Here is a 14144-nt window from a genome sequence, read left to right as displayed (position 1 = left end):
GTCGGTAAGGCTGACGCGGCGAGATGGCGTGGATAATCCCATCCCGCGAGCTCGGCCTCGTTGGCGAGCTTTACGTCGCAGGGTGATGCGTCAGCCATTTCGGGCCGCGCAATTTTTCTTGAGCCTTATGATTGCCGACATGTGGACGGTAACCACACCGCCACAGTCAATCCGTACGCTCAGCTTGTTGGTTTCAAGATCGACCCGAGTGACGTCCCCAACAAGAACGACTTTGTCTCCGACGTGAGTTCTGGGGGGCGCATCGATTGCATAAGGACGATCATAGGAGGGGATGCTCACCCTAGCGCGTCCACTGGGAAGCATGTCCATGACCGTACTCGTCAGGGCAACTTCATCACCGATTGCAACTTCTCGAGGCAGGTTGAATTGCAGCATGGCATTTCTCCCGAGACTGTCCCAAATCAATGCTGGCAGCTCGAGTTGGTTGCCTGAAATCGCACCTACATAGCAGGCAATCGGAGACCTGCTGACGCGCATCGCGAGTCGCGAGCTCAACAGCTCGCCGGGGAGGAACACACGGGGCGGAACCTTTAAGAGCCAAGCCAGCCGATATTGCGTGATCGCGAAACGTCCCAGCGCGCAACGGCGTCTCGCCCGAGTTTGGGTTGCATCTTGTAGGGCTCGCGTTCGCCATAGCACCCGAGTGGACATTTGCTGTCCATTTCCGCAGGAGAAGCATCCGGCCTCCAGCACGTTAGGCGCAGTCTCTTTCGCGAAGTGTCGAGGCGAATTGCGTGGCCGACAAGGCAGGCCGACCACGCGGGCCAGCTTGCCGTAGCGCTGACGTAGAACAAGTTGAGATCGGAGCGTGGGGCGCGCGAGACGCTCCGTCATCGATGCAGTGGCCGTCGCCGTTGGAAACAAAAGCGCGCCTTTGCGGAACAAGCAGCCCGCGCCGCAGTTATGCAGGTACTCATCCCGGGGACGGCGGCTGGCTGTGATGTTTTGCAGTGTTACACTGTTGTAGTCGAGGCCTATCGCTTCTCTGGATTTTCGCAGCGGTTACCCTGTCGGGTTGCGCGGGAGGCGTGCTCGACCCGCAGGGACCGGTCGGCGCGGGGAACCGCACGATCCTCCTGAACTCACTGGCCGTGATGCTGGTCATCGTCATTCCGACGCTGGTCGCGCTGCTTGCCTTTGCCTGGATATTTCGTGCCTCGAACAGCAGGGCTCGGTATGATCCAGAGTTCACGTATTCCGGCCGGATCGAGCTCATCGTCTGGTCGATTCCGACGCTGACCATCCTCTTCCTCGGTGGCTTGATCTATTATGGATCGTACCATCTCGATCCTCGCAAGCCGATCGACTCCAGCCGGCCGCCAATCGAAATCCAGGTGGTGGCGCTCGACTGGAAATGGCTGTTCCTCTATCCCGATCAAGGTGTCGGAACGGTCAACCAGCTGGTTATTCCAACCGGCATGCCGGTACGTTTCAGACTAACTTCGGCCAGCGTCATGAACACCTTCTTCGTGCCGCAGCTCGGCAGCATGGTCTATGCCATGAATGGCATGCAGACCGAGGTCAACCTGCAGGCTGATCGCGAGGGCGAGTACTTCGGCCTTTCGGCGCATTTCAGTGGCGATGGCTTTTCGGACATGAATTTCCGTGTCAGGGCAGTCTCGGCTGACGCCTTCGCCAGTTGGGCCTCCTCCTTGCATGGCGGAGGCGGCGTGCTCAACGCCAGCGCCTATCGCCAGCTTGCCAGGCAAAGCATCAACGCGCCGGCATCCTCGTTCGGCCATGTGCAGCCGGGCTTGTTCGATGCGGTCGTGCGCCAGACGCTGCCTCCAGGGCCGGGACCTGCTGGAACTGCCGCCGGAGGGCCGCAGGTGAGCCCGAAAGCTGAGCCCAAGGCGGGAGCGCCGCCCATGGCTCATCAGCACGATGAAGGAGGATGACGATGCTCGGCAAGCTCGACTGGTCGGCCGTTCCCTTTGACCAGCCTATTCCGCTCGGCGCGGCCCTGATCGTCTTCCTGGCCGCCGCCGCCGTTCTGACCTGGGTAACGATAAAAGGCTACTGGCCCTATCTTTGGCATGAGTGGATAACCTCCGTCGACCACAAACGCATTGGCGTCATGTATATCGTGCTGGCGGCGCTGATGCTTCTGCGCGGCTTCGTTGACGCCGTCATGATGCGCACCCAGCAGGTGCTCGCCATCCACGGACCGGGATACCTGCCGCCGGAGCACTACGACCAGGTCTTTTCGGCCCACGGCACGATCATGATCTTCTTCGCCGCGATGCCCTTTGTCATTGGGCTGATGAATTTCGTCATCCCGCTGCAGCTCGGCATCCGCGACGTCGCCTTCCCGACGCTGAATTCAGTGAGCTTCTGGCTGACCGCGACCGGCGCGCTGCTGGTCAACATTTCGCTCGTCGTCGGCGAGTTCGCGCGCACCGGCTGGCTGCCTTATGCACCGCTGTCGGAGACGACCTACTCGCCAGGCGTCGGCGTCGACTATTATCTGTGGTCGATTCAGATCTCCGGCGTCGGCACCCTGCTCACGGGCGTCAACCTGGCGACCACCATCCTCAAGATGCGCGCGCCAGGCATGGGCTATCTGCGCATGCCGATGTTCTGCTGGACCTCGCTTGCCTCCAACATGCTCATCGTCGCCGCATTCCCTATCCTTACCGCAACCCTCGCCATGCTAACCCTCGACCGCTATCTCGACTTCCATTTTTTCACCAACGAAGCCGGGGGCAACCAGATGATGTTCGTCAATCTCATCTGGGCCTGGGGTCACCCCGAGGTCTACATCCTCGTGCTTCCCGCCTTCGGGATCTATTCGGAAATCTTCTCGACCTTCTCGTCGAAACCGCTGTTCGGCTATCGTTCGATGGTTGCGGCGACGATGTTCATCTGCATCGTCTCCTTCATGGTCTGGCTGCACCACTTCTTCACCATGGGCGCCGGCGCCGATGTCAATGCGGCTTTCGGCATCGCCACCTCGGTTATCGCCGTCGGCACCGGCGTCAAGATCTACAACTGGCTCTTCACCATGTATGGCGGGCGCGTGCGCTTCGAAACGCCAATGCTGTGGGCGCTAGGCTTTGTCACCACGTTCATCATCGGCGGCATGACCGGCGTGCTGCTCGCCGTTCCGCCGGCCGATTTCATGCTGCACAATTCGCTCTTTCTCGTGGCGCATTTTCACAACGTCATCATCTCGGGCGTGCTGTTCGCGGCCTTTGCCGGCTTCACCTACTGGTTCCCGAAAGCCTTCGGGTTCCGGCTGCATGAGGGTTGGGGCAAGGCGGCGTTCTGGGTCACGCTTGCCGGCTACATTCTGGTATTCGTGCCGCTCTATATCGTCGGCCTTCTCGGCATGACCCGCCGCCTTCAGCATATCGATATGGATATGTGGGCGCCGTGGCTTGTCGTGGCGGCCTTCGGAATCGTGGTGATGATCGTCGGCGCCGCATGCCAAATCACGCAGCTTGTCGTCTCGATCAGGCATCGCGACGAGTTGCGCGACGAGACCGGCGATCCTTGGGACGGGCGCTCGCTGGAATGGTCGACATCCTCGCCACCGCCCGTCTTCAACTACGCGCGGCTACCGCATGTCGAAAACGAGGAGCCCTACTGGACCATCAAGCAAAGGGCAATGGACGAGCAGAGTCAGGAGACCGAAGAAGACTACGAGGCGATCGAGATGCCGCGAAATAGCCCCACAGGCTTCATCACCGCCTTCTTCAGCACTCTGATTGGCTTCGCGCTCATCTGGCACATCTGGTGGTTGGCGATTGTCGGCTTCATCGGGGCCTATGCCACCTTCGTTGTATTCGCCTGGCGCGAGCATGGCGATTACGAGATCCCTGCCGACGAGGTCGGTCGCATCGATCTTGACCGCAAGGCAGCCCAGCTTGCCTGGATGCGCAGACGCGAGCGTGTGGCATGAGCGACATCTCCGCCGACACCGCAACGCACGATCCCTACCGGCTGGGTCGCACCGCAGGGCATGGCCATCACGTGTTCTCGGCGACCGGCCACGGCGAGGGTGGCCCCGCCTCCAAGTTCGTCACGGTTGCCTACGGCTTTTGGATCTTCCTGTTGTCGGACATCATAATGTTCTCGGCTTTCTTCGCCGCGTATGCCGTCCTGTCCAATTCGGCGGCGGGCGGGCCAACAGGCAAGGAGCTGTTTGAGTTGACGCGCGTCGCGGCACAGACGGCGCTGCTGCTCACCTCGAGCTTCACCGGCGGCCTTGCGATGCTCGCGACCCACCGCCGGTCGATGGCCGCCACCCAGTTCTGGTTGCTGGTGACCGGCCTGCTTGGTGCAGCCTTCCTGTTCCTGGAGGTGCAGGAATTCGCGGCCATGGTGAATGAGCAGGCGGGTCCATCACGTAGCGCCTTCCTGTCCGCGTTCTTCGCCCTTGTGGGCTGCCACGGAACCCATGTTGGACTTGGCCTGCTTTGGCTCGGCACCATGATGGCGCAGCTCTGGATAAAAGGCTTTCGTCCCGACATATTGCGCCGGCTTCACTGCTTCAGCCTGTTCTGGCACGCGCTCGACATCATCTGGATCGCCATCTTCACCCTGGTCTATCTGCTGGGAGCGTCATCATGAGCGAAATGGACAGCCGGAACGAGGACATGCTTGACCGCCGCGATTCCGCACCAGGCGAAGAACGCAGCGAGGAACACGAGGTGGCGGGAGGCCTTTCCGGCTATCTGCTGGGCTTTGGCCTGGCAATCCTGTTGTCAGTGGCGTCCTTCATCGCGGCACAAACCGATCTAATTTACCAGCCGGCCGTGATCTCGGCCCTGACGGTGCTTGCCATCGCCCAAATGGGCGTCCATCTCGTCTTCTTCCTGCACCTGACGACAGGACCTGACAACACCAACAACGTGCTCGCGCTCGCTTTCGGCGTGCTGATCGTGACCTTGGTCGTTTTGGGCTCGGTGTGGATCATGAATCATCTCAGCCAGAACATGGGAGCGATGGATGCGCATCAGGCTCACATGATGCCATGATGCGGTTCCAGCTCCGTGGCCTGGGCGCAAGACCGCCCGTCCATCGGTTCGGCTACCTTGCGCATAGCGTCTGCACCTTCAGGCGTCGAAAATCCATAGGTGCGGAGAGCCAAGCCGATACCACTCGTACCCCCAGTGATGACGATGCTCTGTTGGAAAACTTGCCCATAGCTCACAGTCCGCACGGCGTTTGCACCTTGGACGCTGCGAAATACATAGTTGCGCCGGATTAGCGGGCCAGGGTGTGATGAGGGCAGGCTCCCTCGCCTTCTGGCAGCCGCATGCCCCGGTCTTGACCTGGACGCGATCCCGTAGCGCTGGCGACGGCGGATCCAGGGCGGCATCGAGGACGAAGGCGAACTCGGACGCATCATTTCCCGTCACACCTTGCCGCTTCGGATGGTGGCTTAGACTACCTCGGACCTCGGCTGGCCGCATGCGTGACCAAGCGTGTTTTTCCGGGCTGTCATCCTGCTGCGGCCAACATGGAAGGTGACCAACGAGCTGCGTCGATGCCTTTTCAATGAGCTGCTGCCTATGTCGCAGCGTCTATGCCTTTCATCATAATTTCAGGAAGTAGGAACATAGGGGCCTCGTCCGAGTTCCATTGAAAGTGCGGGAACATAGCTCAGTTTGCGAGGGGATTCCTTGCTCTGTGAGCGCTCTCACTTTCCACGTTGTGTTCAACGAATGCTCCGGATCATGGGTCGCCCACAGCTTTTCTCCCTGGCTTTCAGCCTCCTGGTACTCGTTAATTGCGCCTTGCTGCAAAGCAGGGCTTGGGCACAGCTACCCTGCCCCGCCGACCACGCCAAGCTCCTGGCTGCCCTCAAGGCAAACGTCAAAGCAAGCGGCGGCCCTGCCAATGGCGGCTTCGAGACCAATGAATGGGCGGCGATCGTCACGCGTGACGGAACAGTTTGCGCTGTTGCGTTCAGTGGCCCCACCAGCGATGCGCAGTGGCCCGGCAGCCGGCTGATCGCAGCCGAAAAGGCCAGCACGGCCAACGGGCTCAGCGTTGCCCAGATGGCTCTCTCGACGGCGAACCTATATGCGTCTGTTCAGCCAGGCGCCCCCTTGTTCGGCTTGCAGCTTACCAATCCTGTCAACCAGGCAGCCGCCTATGCCGGCGACAGCAAGGCCTTTGGGAGTGCGAGCGATCCGCTGATTGGCAAGCCGATCGGCGGCGTCGTGGCATTTGGCGGCGGCCTTGCTCTCTACGACGGCAAAACGATTGTCGGCGGGCTTGGCATCAGCGGCGACTCCTCGTGCGCCGATCACAATGTCGCTTGGCGGCTGCGTGTGGACCTAGGGTTGGACAAGGTTCCGGCGGGCGTCAATCCCAACGCCAAGGACGCTATCATCTACGATCTCGATCCCGGCGGAAAGAGCGCCTCCGGTTGGGGTCATCCGTTGTGCGCGGGAACCGAGGCGGACATCGCTGCGGAACTCGGCGCCGGAGTGGGAGGTTCGATCCGCAAATGAGGGGATTGCTGAAACTGGCGGGGAAATACGCATGGGCGACACCAGACGGTCGAGGAACGGAAAGGGGCCGGTGTTTTGACTTTAGGCCGTTGAAGTGGCTGGTGCTGGCCGCAGGCTGCTCATTGCTGAACGCCGCGGCCGCGCAGTCTGCGGTCACACCCGCCATCGCACCGCCCGCCGCGGCCGCGCCACCCGATGACGGCCAGTGGACAATGCCGGCTAAGAATTATGCCTCGACGCGCTACAGCGAATTGGCGGACATTAACGAGGACAATGTCAAGAACCTTCAAGTTGCCTTCACCTTTTCGACCGGAGTGAACAAGGGTCAGGAAGCGGCGCCACTCGTCGTCGGAAACACGATGTATATCGTGACGCCTTTTCCAAACATCGTCTACGCGCTCGATCTTTCCAAGCCGGGCGCGCCGATGAAATGGAAATATGAGCCAAATCCTGAACCTGCCGCGCAGGGCGTTGCCTGCTGCGACGTCGTCAACCGCGGTGCGGTCTTCGCCGACGGGCGCCTCTTCTTCAACACGCTGGATGGTCACACGATCGCGCTGGATGCCGCCACTGGCCAACCGGTGTGGAACGCGCATGTCGGCAACATCAATATCGGCGAGACCATAACCATGGCGCCGCTTGTGGTGAAGGGCAAAGTGCTGGTCGGCAATTCCGGCGGCGAGATGGGGGTGCGCGGCTGGGTCAAGGCGCTGGACGCGGGCGACGGACATGTCGTCTGGACGGCCTACGGCACCGGACCCGACAAGGACGTGCTGATCGGACCGGATTTCAAGCCGCATTACGACATGGACAGGGGCAAGGACCTTGGCGTGACCACATGGCCGCCCGAAGCCTGGAAGATCGGCGGCGGCAACATGTGGGGCTGGATCTCTTACGATCCGGACCTCAACTTGATCTATCACGGGACCGGCAATCCAGGGCCGTGGAATCCGGACCTTCGGCCCGGCGACAACAAATGGACCTCCGGCATCTTCGCGCGCGACCCCGATACCGGGGCCGCGAAATGGTTCTACCAATGGAGCCCACACGACCTGCACGATTACGACGGCATCAACGAGCAGATCCTGCTCGATATGAATTGGCAGGGTAAGCCGCGCAAGGTGCTGGTCCGCCCGGAGCGCAACGGCTATCTCTACATTCTGGATCGGACCACCGGGGAGGTCCTGTCGGCGACACCCTATGGGGCCGTTAATTCCAGCAAGGGCGTCGATCTGAAAACCGGGCGCCTGATCGAAAACCCCGACAAGAAAACCGGCACCGGCAAGGTGATCCGGGATATCTGCCCGACAGCATCCGGGCTCAAGGATTGGCAGCCATCCGCGTTCTCGCCCAAGACAGGGCTGCTCTACATCCCACACAACAATCTGTGCATGGACGAAGAGGGCCTCGAGGTGAACTACATCGCCGGCACCCCCTATGTCGGCATGAATGTGCGCATGATCCCGGGCCCGGGCGGCAACCGCGGTGCCTTCACCGCCTGGGACATCGCCGCGGCAAAGCCAGCCTGGAGCCTGAAAGAAAATTTTCCGGTGTGGAGCGGCGCGGTCGTAACCGCCGGCAACGTCGTCTTCTACGGCACAATGGAAGGCTGGTTCAAAGCTGTGAGCGCAAGGACAGGGGAATTGCTTTGGCAGTTCAAGACCTCGTCCGGGATTATTGGGCAGCCGGTCACCTATCGCGGCCCCGACGGACACCAATATGTCGCGATCCTGTCGGGCGTCGGTGGTTGGGCCGGCGCGATCGTGTCAGGCGACCTCGACCCGCGCGACGCTACCGCCGCGCTCGGCTTCGTCAACGCGATGAAAGACCTGAAGAACGCGACCACGGCGGGAGGCACGCTCTATGTGTTCCGGCTCCCCTGATGCTTTCGAGTTGACGGCAGTTCGAAGACGCGAGGCGAACGGACATCTTGTAGCCGCGGTGGTAGCGTTTGCCTCGCTGCTCTTCGCGGTTGCCGCCGACGCACGTGAACTCAAGGTGTGTGCCGACCCTAACAACATGCCGTTTTCCAACGCCGCTGGACAGGGCTTCGAAAACAAGATTGCCCAGATCATCGCCAAAGAACTGGATGCAAGACTTTCCTATACCTGGTGGGCCCAACGCCGCGGTTTCGTTCGCAACACGCTCAAGGCAGGCCTGTGCGATCTCATACCCGGCACCCCCGCCAATCTCGAAATTCTCCGCGCCACCGCTCCCTATTACCGCTCGACCTATGTCTTCGTGACGCGGAAGGACAGTCCCGAGATCACGTCTTTCAACGATCCACGCCTGCGCACTTTGCGCATCGGCGTGCAGCTCATCGGCGATGACGGGGCCAATTCCCCACCGGTCCAGGCACTCGGCCGCCGCGGCATTGTCGGTCATCTCGTCGGCTATCCAGTCTATGGCGACTATTCGGCCCCCAACCCGCCCGCGCGCATTGTCGAGGCGGTGGCCAGCGGCGAGATCGATGTTGCCGTCGTCTGGGGCCCGCTCGCTGGTTATTTCGCCGCCAAGCAGAAGATACCGCTGCGCATCACGCCCGTGACACCTCGAATCGACGGGCCTCAATTGCCAATGGTCTACGACATCTCCATGGGCGTCCGACGCGGGGACGACGCGCTGCGCGACGAAGTGGATGCAGCCCTTGCCAAGCACAAGGCTGAGATCGACGCGACCCTGGCCCGATACGGTGTACCGCGCCTTGATACCGGCGGGAGCGCGGACCGATGAGGCGGAACCTCACCGTGCTCTTGTCGGCGATGCTGGCCCTTGCCGCTTGCCAGCGGGAAGAGCGCGAGACACGTCCGCAATCGGCCCTTGGGTCCGGCCAACAGCCAACGCCGGTGACTGCGTTGGAGCCAGGCGGCCAAAGGCCATCCCCAAGCGACAACAAGGCGGCCAGCTTCGAGGCCAACGCCTTTCATCTCAGCGAGGGCAAGCGCCTGTTCAGCTGGTTCAATTGCTCGGGGTGCCATGCCAATGGCGGCGGCGGCATGGGACCGGCGCTGATGGATCAAAAGTGGATTTACGGCAGCTCGATCGAGAGTATCCACGCAACGATCCGGGACGGTCGGCCTAACGGCATGCCGAGCTTTCGAAACAAGATTCCCGATGATCAGATTTGGGAGCTTGCAGCCTTCGTGCGTTCGTTGGGCGGCAACGCGCCCTCCTCCGCCGCACCGCAGCGTAACGACGACATGATGGTCCATCCGTCGGAAAATCGCCTGCCCGATGCCGCGACGCTGGGGAAATCGCCGTGAAACGCTTTTTTCCAAAAGCGTGTTGCGCAACCGCTCTCTTGGCCCTTGCAGGTTGCAGCGGCTGGCAGTCCGCTCTTGATCCGAAAGGCCCCGCCGCGGGCGAGCTCGCCTGGCTGATATGGTTCTTCACCGCACTGTGCGCGGCAGTGTGGATGCTGGTGATGGTCGTGCTGGTCGCCACCCTGTTCCGGCGGGCTCGAACAGGAAAAGATCCGCTCGTCCTCGACCTCGCTTCCGAACATCGCAAAATGCGCGTGGTCGTGACTGCGGTTGGGGTGACGGCGGCGATCTTAATTGGGCTAACCCTGTTGAGCTTCTTCGCCAACAGGACCCTTGCCGGGATCGGATCGGATGAGGCGCTGACGATCCGCGTGACCGGCCACCAATGGTGGTGGGAAGTGCGCTACGAGAATGCTCAGCCAAGCCGCATCCTGACGACGGCGAACGAGATCCACATTCCAGCCGGCGAGCCGGTTCGGCTTCTTTTGACTTCGACGGATGTAATTCACTCCTTCTGGGTGCCAAGCCTTGCGGGCAAGCTCGACCTCATCCCCGGATATATGAATGTGCTGGACATCAGGGCTGACAAGCCAGGCGTCTATCGTGGTCAATGTGCTGAGTTCTGCGGCGCGCAGCACGCCAACATGGGCACCTTCATCATTGCCGAGCCGCGGCCGCAGTTCGATGCCTGGCTGGACGACCAGTTGCGGCCCGCCGCCGCTCCGGCGAACGCCGAAGCCAAGGCCGGCGCCGACCTTTTCCTCCGGCGGCCCTGCGTGATGTGCCACAGGATCGGCGGCACACCCGCGGGCGGCACAGTGGCGCCTGATCTTACCCACATTGCGAGCCGGCAAACTATCGCAGCCGGAACGCTGACGATGAGCCGCGGTAATCTCGCTGCCTGGATCGCCGACCCGCAAGGCATCAAGCCCGGCTCCCATATGCCCGTAATGGAACTCAATGGCGACGAGCTCAATGCCATCGTCGCCTATCTCGAGGGGTTGAAATGAGCAGCGCCGGCCTGACGAGCGGACGTGACCTGCGGGCGGAAGACGAAGCAGGCTCCACGGGAGATCTTGCTCCCGAGCAGGACGGACCGCGCGATACCGGCATGGAAAAAGCCGACCTCCAGCGGTGGCTGGAACGCACCTGGCGTACGCCTCCCGGCATCATCGGCGCGCTTTCGAGCGTCGACCATAAGGTCATCGCCAGGCGGTATCTGATCACTGCCTTTATCTTTCTGTGTCTGGGCGGGCTCAACGCAGTGGCCATGCGTGTTCAGCTCTCGGGCCCGCAGCGTGGGCTGATCGGGCCGGACCTCTACAACCAGCTGTTCACGATGCACGGCGTCACGATGATGTTCCTGTTCGCGGTACCGATCGTTCAGGCGACCGGCATTTATCTGGTGCCGCTGATGGTCGGCACCCGCAACATCGCGTTTCCGCGGCTGAATGCATTCAGTTACTGGGTCTATGTCTCGGGCGGCCTGTTCGCCTGGGTGTCTTTCGCTCTCAACATGGCGCCGGATGTCGGCTGGTTCGCCTATGTGCCGCTGTCCGGCCCCGAATTCGCCCCTGGCAAGCGCGCCGACGTCTGGGCGCAAATGATTACCTATACCGAAGTATCGTCGCTGGCTGTGGCGGTAGCGACGATCGTCACGGTCTTGAAGCAGCGTGCTCCCGGCATGTCGCTGGACAAGATCCCGCTATACGTCTGGGCAATGCTGGTCACCTCCTTTGTCGTCGTCTTCGCAATGCCGGCGGTGATGATCACTTCGACATTCCTGATTCTCGACAGGCTGGTCGGCACGCACATCTTCAACCCGGCCGAAGGCGGTGACGCCTTGCTGTTCCAACATCTGTTCTGGTTCTTCGGCCACCCCGAGGTCTACATCATATTCCTGCCGGCGACCGGCATGGTTTCCTCGATCATCCCGGCCTTCGCCCGGCGACCGATGTTCGGCCATCTCGGCCTGGTTCTGTCGTTGATCGCGGTCGGCTTCCTGTCCTTCGGCCTGTGGGTCCACCACATGTTCGCGACAGGCCTGCCCAAGCTCGGCGCCAGCTTCTTCACAGCTTCCAGCATGATGATCGCTATTCCCAACGGGGTGCAGATATTCTGCTGGCTGGCGACGATGTGGGACGGCAGGCCGGTGATCCGCACGCCATTGTTGTTTGTGTTCGGCTTCTTCTTCATCTTCGTCATCGGCGGTCTCACCGGCGTCATGCTGGCCTCCGTGCCGCTGGATCTGCAGGTGCACGACACCTACTTCGTCGTCGCGCATTTCCACTATGTGCTGATCGGCGGATCGGTATTCCCGCTGCTGGGCGCGGCCTATTTCTGGTTTCCCAAAATCACCGGCCGCATGATGAGCGAGCGCCTCGGCCGCTTGCATTTCTGGCTGGCCTTCATCGGCTTCAACGCAGCCTTTTTTCCCATGCACATCGTCGGCCTGTGGGGCATGCCGCGACGGGTCTATACCTATCCAGCCGAGCTTGGCTGGGGAAACATCAACCTGTTCATAACAGCAGGTGCGGTGGTCTTCTTCCTGAGCTTCGTCCTGTTCACCTTCAATCTTGCACATGGCGCGTCGAAAGGCGCGCCGGCAGGCAGCAATCCGTGGGATGCCGGCACGCTGGAATGGGCGACGTTCTCACCACCGCCGAGCTATAATTTCGCCCGCATTCCGGTCGTCACCAACGTGGAGCCACTCTGGGCCGAGCGCGACGCCCTGCCTGTAGCGACCGGGCTTCGCGTCGACACGCGCGAGCTGCTGGTGTCAACAGTCGCCGAAGCCCATCCCGACATCCGCGAGAAATCGGCGACACCCTCGATCTGGCCGCTATTTGCGGCGCTCGCCGTAGGCAGCACGTTTCTCTATTCGATCTTCACGCCCTGGGCCATCGTGTGGGGCGCCCTGCCAATCGCCGTCACCTTGATCGGTTGGTTCTGGCCAAAAGGTGATCCGGAGGACGAGGAATGAACGAGCGTCCCGTCACAGATGTTTCCGGGCTCCCCACCTTTGGGCATGGTCCGCGCAGCCCTACCTGGTGGGGCACGTTGGGCTTCATGGCTCTGGAGGGCACCGGCTTTGCGCTCGCCGCAGCCGCCTATCTTTACCTGGCGCTCTCGTGGCCTGAATGGCGGTTGAGTGCACCGCAGCCGAACCATTGGCCAGGAACGATCGTCACGCTTCTGCTGATCGCCAGTCTGGTGCCGAACCACATCCTCGACCACTATGCCAAGCAATGCGCCATCGTACCAGTGCGGATCGGGCTGGTTGTCATGTCGCTGCTCGGCCTCGCCCCGCTCCTTGTGCGCTGGTTCGAGTTTCCGGCCTTGAACGTCTATTGGGATACGAACGCCTACGGCTCAATGCTTTGGGTGCTGCTCGGGCTCCACACCACGCATCTGATAACAGACGTCGGCGACACGATCGTGCTGACGGTGCTGATGTTCACGCGCCATGGTTATAACGGACGACGCTTCGGCGACGTCGGCGACAACGTTTTCTATTGGGATTTCGTGGTCGCAACCTGGCTTCCGATCTATGTGCTGATTTACTGGGTACCGAGGCTCGGCTGACATGCGCGCGGTGCAGTTAGGAACGTCCTGGGGTGGACTTTTGTCGGGCCCGTTGGGTTGGGCGGTCTCGACCCAATTGAACTACGCGCTGGTGCCCTGGCAATGCAATCACCAGGTGCCGGTCGTGCTTCCCGTAGCGTTGCTGCTTGCCTTGTTCTCGCTTCTGGGCGGTGCTCTGTCCTGGCAGGCAAAGCGGCAAGGCGGCGCCGCTTTCAAACCATCGCGCACGCGCGGTACTGAGCATTTCGTCGCCGATCTCGGCATGCTGGCGGCTCTGCTGTTTGCACTGGTCATCATCATGCAGGGCAGCGCCGCACTCATCCTGGACGAGTGTCTGCGATGAACCTGGCCACGCTCTTCTCCACCTCGATCTGCTACGGCTCCGGCGCGCCCGAGGCCGGATGGACACTTGCGCTTCCCATCACGGTTCCGCTGACTGCCGTTGCGCTCATCTACATGGCCGGTGCGATGCGCCTGTGGCGCCGCAGCGCTCGCGGCCGTCCCCTCAGGATGCGTCAGGCACTGCTGTTTGCCGCCGGCTGGAGCGTGCTGACGGCGGCCTTGGTGAGCCCGATCCATGCTCTCGGCGAGCGGCTGTTTGCCGCGCACATGATCGAGCACGAGTTGCTGATGGCGGTGGCTGCGCCGCTGCTGGTCATCGCCTGCCCCGCCCCTGCTCTGTTGTGGGCATTTCCCGTAACGTTTCGGCGTGCCCTGGGTATGGTTGGGCGTGGCAAATCGCTGCGAGCGCTCTGGACCTTTGCGAGCCGGCCTGTCACCGCAACGATTGTTCACGGGATCGCGATAT

The 14144-nt window shown here is 61.6% G+C and carries 14 protein-coding genes; 13 read left to right on the top strand and 1 reads right to left on the bottom strand.

Features of this window, described 5'->3' with window-relative positions:
- Positions 1 to 90: 90 nt before the first annotated feature.
- A complete protein-coding gene (locus LB566_RS09005; protein ID WP_140552148.1) occupies positions 91 to 396 on the bottom strand; it encodes a preprotein translocase subunit YajC in 306 nt (101 codons plus the stop codon).
- Positions 397 to 1049: 653 nt separating this feature from the next.
- On the opposite strand from LB566_RS09005, the gene cyoA reads away from it, so the two are divergent.
- From cyoA to LB566_RS08940, 13 genes are all read left to right on the top strand, one after another.
- A complete protein-coding gene (gene cyoA, locus LB566_RS09000) occupies positions 1050 to 1919 on the top strand; it encodes a ubiquinol oxidase subunit II (protein WP_411910465.1) in 870 nt (289 codons plus the stop codon).
- Positions 1920 to 1921: 2 nt separating this feature from the next.
- The gene (cyoB, locus tag LB566_RS08995) at positions 1922 to 3925 is read left to right on the top strand and encodes a cytochrome o ubiquinol oxidase subunit I (protein ID WP_224624143.1); all 2004 of its coding nucleotides are present in this window, start codon (positions 1922 to 1924) and stop codon (positions 3923 to 3925) included.
- Positions 3922 to 4596: a cytochrome o ubiquinol oxidase subunit III gene (gene cyoC / locus LB566_RS08990; protein ID WP_224624142.1), complete on the top strand. Its 675-nt coding sequence runs from the start codon at positions 3922 to 3924 to the stop codon at positions 4594 to 4596. Before cyoB ends, cyoC begins: the two co-directional genes overlap by 4 nt.
- The gene (gene cyoD / locus LB566_RS08985; protein WP_140517457.1) at positions 4593 to 5003 is read left to right on the top strand and encodes a cytochrome o ubiquinol oxidase subunit IV; all 411 of its coding nucleotides are present in this window, start codon (positions 4593 to 4595) and stop codon (positions 5001 to 5003) included. The genes cyoC and cyoD overlap by 4 nt, the downstream gene beginning before the upstream one ends.
- Positions 5004 to 5651: 648 nt before the next feature.
- Positions 5652 to 6488 (top strand): GlcG/HbpS family heme-binding protein, encoded by an 837-nt coding sequence (locus LB566_RS08980; protein WP_224624141.1) that lies wholly within the window; start codon positions 5652 to 5654, stop codon positions 6486 to 6488.
- 122 nt (positions 6489 to 6610) lie between these two features.
- Entirely contained in the window at positions 6611 to 8371 is a 1761-nt protein-coding gene (locus tag LB566_RS08975; RefSeq protein WP_224657933.1) for a methanol/ethanol family PQQ-dependent dehydrogenase, read from the top strand.
- A gap of 58 nt (positions 8372 to 8429) precedes the next feature.
- Complete coding sequence (locus tag LB566_RS08970) at positions 8430 to 9221, top strand: substrate-binding domain-containing protein (protein WP_411910464.1); 792 nt, start codon at positions 8430 to 8432, stop codon at positions 9219 to 9221.
- Positions 9218 to 9751 carry a c-type cytochrome gene (locus LB566_RS08965; protein ID WP_224624138.1) on the top strand — a complete coding sequence of 178 codons (534 nt, stop codon included), beginning with the start codon at positions 9218 to 9220 and terminating at the stop codon, positions 9749 to 9751. Before LB566_RS08970 ends, LB566_RS08965 begins: the two co-directional genes overlap by 4 nt.
- A 38-nt stretch (positions 9752 to 9789) precedes the next feature.
- Positions 9790 to 10761 carry a cytochrome c oxidase subunit II gene (gene coxB / locus LB566_RS08960; protein ID WP_224624137.1) on the top strand — a complete coding sequence of 324 codons (972 nt, stop codon included), beginning with the start codon at positions 9790 to 9792 and terminating at the stop codon, positions 10759 to 10761.
- The gene (gene ctaD, locus LB566_RS08955) at positions 10758 to 12734 is read left to right on the top strand and encodes a cytochrome c oxidase subunit I (RefSeq protein WP_224624136.1); all 1977 of its coding nucleotides are present in this window, start codon (positions 10758 to 10760) and stop codon (positions 12732 to 12734) included. The genes coxB and ctaD overlap by 4 nt, the downstream gene beginning before the upstream one ends.
- Complete coding sequence (locus tag LB566_RS08950; RefSeq protein ID WP_224624135.1) at positions 12731 to 13336, top strand: cytochrome c oxidase subunit 3; 606 nt, start codon at positions 12731 to 12733, stop codon at positions 13334 to 13336. Before ctaD ends, LB566_RS08950 begins: the two co-directional genes overlap by 4 nt.
- 1 nt (position 13337) lies before the next feature.
- Positions 13338 to 13679 carry a hypothetical protein gene (locus tag LB566_RS08945; RefSeq protein WP_140552158.1) on the top strand — a complete coding sequence of 114 codons (342 nt, stop codon included), beginning with the start codon at positions 13338 to 13340 and terminating at the stop codon, positions 13677 to 13679.
- On the top strand, positions 13676 to 14144 hold a 469-nt coding region (locus LB566_RS08940; protein WP_224624134.1), incomplete at its 3' end, for a cytochrome c oxidase assembly protein. The genes LB566_RS08945 and LB566_RS08940, both read left to right, overlap by 4 nt.

The organism is Mesorhizobium sp. CA13 (genome assembly GCF_020165235.1).
Lineage (GTDB): Bacteria > Pseudomonadota > Alphaproteobacteria > Rhizobiales > Rhizobiaceae > Mesorhizobium.
Note: the sequence above shows the minus strand (reverse complement) of the source record. Positions and strands in the feature narration are given on the sequence as shown.

Coding starts and splice junctions, on each gene's coding strand:
- LB566_RS08965 (WP_224624138.1), top strand. CDS start 9,218: ATGAGGCGGAACCTCACCGTGCTCTTGTCGGCGATGCTGGCCCTTGCC.
- cyoC (WP_224624142.1), top strand. CDS start 3,922: ATGAGCGACATCTCCGCCGACACCGCAACGCACGATCCCTACCGGCTG.
- ctaD (WP_224624136.1), top strand. CDS start 10,758: ATGAGCAGCGCCGGCCTGACGAGCGGACGTGACCTGCGGGCGGAAGAC.
- LB566_RS08950 (WP_224624135.1), top strand. CDS start 12,731: ATGAACGAGCGTCCCGTCACAGATGTTTCCGGGCTCCCCACCTTTGGG.
- cyoD (WP_140517457.1), top strand. CDS start 4,593: ATGAGCGAAATGGACAGCCGGAACGAGGACATGCTTGACCGCCGCGAT.
- cyoB (WP_224624143.1), top strand. CDS start 1,922: ATGCTCGGCAAGCTCGACTGGTCGGCCGTTCCCTTTGACCAGCCTATT.
- LB566_RS09005 (WP_140552148.1), bottom strand. CDS start 396: ATGCTGCAATTCAACCTGCCTCGAGAAGTTGCAATCGGTGATGAAGTT.
- LB566_RS08945 (WP_140552158.1), top strand. CDS start 13,338: ATGCGCGCGGTGCAGTTAGGAACGTCCTGGGGTGGACTTTTGTCGGGC.